The organism is Bergeriella denitrificans NBRC 102155, from assembly GCF_001592185.1.
GTDB lineage: Bacteria > Pseudomonadota > Gammaproteobacteria > Burkholderiales > Neisseriaceae > Neisseria > Neisseria denitrificans.
Map to the genome: position 1 here is coordinate 1 of NZ_BCWL01000280.1, position 2,136 is coordinate 2,136.

Annotated in this window: 2 protein-coding genes; both read left to right on the forward strand. The window is 58.1% G+C overall.

Translation table 11 applies throughout. From position 1 onward, the window contains the following. The first annotated feature begins 132 nt into the window (after positions 1–132). Positions 133–828 carry a YggS family pyridoxal phosphate-dependent enzyme gene (locus BDE01S_RS10175; protein WP_066081155.1) on the forward strand — a complete coding sequence of 232 codons (696 nt, stop codon included), beginning with the start codon at positions 133–135 and terminating at the stop codon, positions 826–828. Positions 829–1,088: 260 nt separating this feature from the next. Beyond that, positions 1,089–1,955, forward strand: coding sequence for a ribosome small subunit-dependent GTPase A (gene rsgA / locus BDE01S_RS10180; protein WP_066081152.1), 867 nt, complete (start codon positions 1,089–1,091; stop codon positions 1,953–1,955). Positions 1,956–2,136 lie beyond the last annotated feature (181 nt).

Genomic DNA, 2,136 nt, shown 5'->3' on the forward strand with positions numbered 1-2,136 from the left:
TTCGCCGCCTTGTATCAGAATGTACGCTCCGACTATATTGTTATTAAAACTCAGAAAGCCGCCGCCGAAGCGGCATCTGCGCCCCGTTTGGGCGGCGCAGGCGGTTGCAGCCATTATATAAGGAAAAGAGCCATGTCGGTATTGCAGCATCATTATCAGCGCGTTTTGCAGGCCATCCGCGCGGCCGAAGCCGCCGCCGGCCGCGAGCTGGGCAGCGTCTGCCCCGTGGCCGTGGGCAAAACCTTCCCTGCGGAAGACATCCGCGAAGTTTATGCCGCCGGGCAGCGGGATTTCGGTGAAAACTATATTCAGGAATGGTACGGCAAAACCGAAGCGCTTGCCGATTTGCCCGACATCGTTTGGCACATTATCGGCGATGTACAGTCGAACAAAACCAAATTCGTGGCCGAGCGCGCCCATTGGCTGCATACCGTCAGCCGTCTGAAAACCGTGCAGCGCATCAGCGCGCAAAGGCCGCCGCAGATGCCGCCGCTGCAAGTGTGCATTGAAGTGAACATCGCCGCCGACCCCGCCAAACACGGTGTCGCGCCCGAAGAAGCCGTGGCTTTGGCCGTGGCTGCCGCCGGGCTGCCGAATATTACGGTGCGCGGCCTGATGTGCGTGGCCGAAGCCGAAGCGGGCGAAGCGGCGCTGCGGCAGCAGTTTACCCGTATGCAGATGCTGCTGGCCGATTTGAATGCTGCCGGCGTGCCCGCCGATGTTTTGTCTATGGGCATGAGCGCGGATATGGAAGAAGCCGTGCGCTGTGGCGCAACCCATGTGCGTATCGGCCGCGCCATTTTCGGCGCGAGAGATTACGCCCGCTGATGCCGCGTGCGGCGCAATAGCCTGTTTTTCAGACGGCCTGTGGCAGCCAAACCGCGCCGCAGGCCGTCTGAAAAACGCAAAGCCGCCCAAAGCGGCGCACATACGGTAAAATATAGTCGGAGAAATTCAATTCTGATACAAGGCGAGCCAACGCCGTAGTAGAAATTACTCTTCGACTATACCGCTTTTCATCAAGCAAGCAGCGGCCTCGGCGTTTACGCCGATGTTATCCGACCATTTCCATTTTCCGGCAGAACCTTATGACCGATACCGCCCAAATCATCACCAGTTACGGCCGCCGCTACATCGTGCGGACGCCCGATGGGCAGACTTTCGACGCCACCACCCGCAAAAAGCGCGTGGATTTTGCCTGCGGCGACGAGGTGCGTATCAGTCCGATTAACAGCGAGCAGGTCGTGATTGAAGATTACCTGCCGCGCCGCAGCCTGCTTTATCGTCAGGATGCTTGGAAAACCAAGCTGATTGCCGCCAACGTCACCCGCCTGCTGGTGGTCACCGCCGCCGTGCCCAGCCCCAGCGAACTGCTGGTACAGCGTGCCCTGCTGGCGGCAGAAGCCGCCGGTATCGAAGCCGTTATCGTATTGAACAAAGCCGATTTGCCGGAAACCGTCGCCTGGCGCGACACCTTCCGCTTTTACGAAACCCTGGGCTACCGCGTCATTGAAGTGTGCGCCTTGGAGAGCGCTGAAGCCCTGCGGCCGCTGCTGCAGGGGCAGACCAATATCTTTTTGGGGCAGAGCGGCATGGGCAAATCGACGCTGACCAACGCGCTTTTGGGCAGCGCCGCCGCGCGTACCGGCGATATTTCCGCTGCCCTCGACTCCGGCCGCCATACCACCACCCATGCCCAACTATATGATTTAGATGAAGAAACCCGCCTGATTGATTCCCCCGGCCTGCAGGAATTCGGCTTGCACCATCTGGAAGCCGCCGATTTGCTGCATTACTTCCCCGACCTGAAACACTTGGCCGGCAGCTGCCGCTTCCACAACTGCACCCACCGCGCCGAGCCGGATTGCGCCGTCAAAAAAGCTGCCGAAAGCGGAGAGGTGAAGCCGGAGCGGGTGGCGTTTTTGCAGCGGATTACCGATGAATTGCTGCGTTAAGGCGGGCTGAGACCGGCTTGCTGAGATTTTATTTGAATTGCATATTCAGTTCGTTGTCCTGTTTCCCTGCCGTTTTTTTTTTCTGCGGTTGTGTTATTCACGATACGGGCTTGATATGATAATAAGCCGTCTGAAAAGCGATATTTTCAGACGGCTTTTATTCTTATGGCATATATAGTCG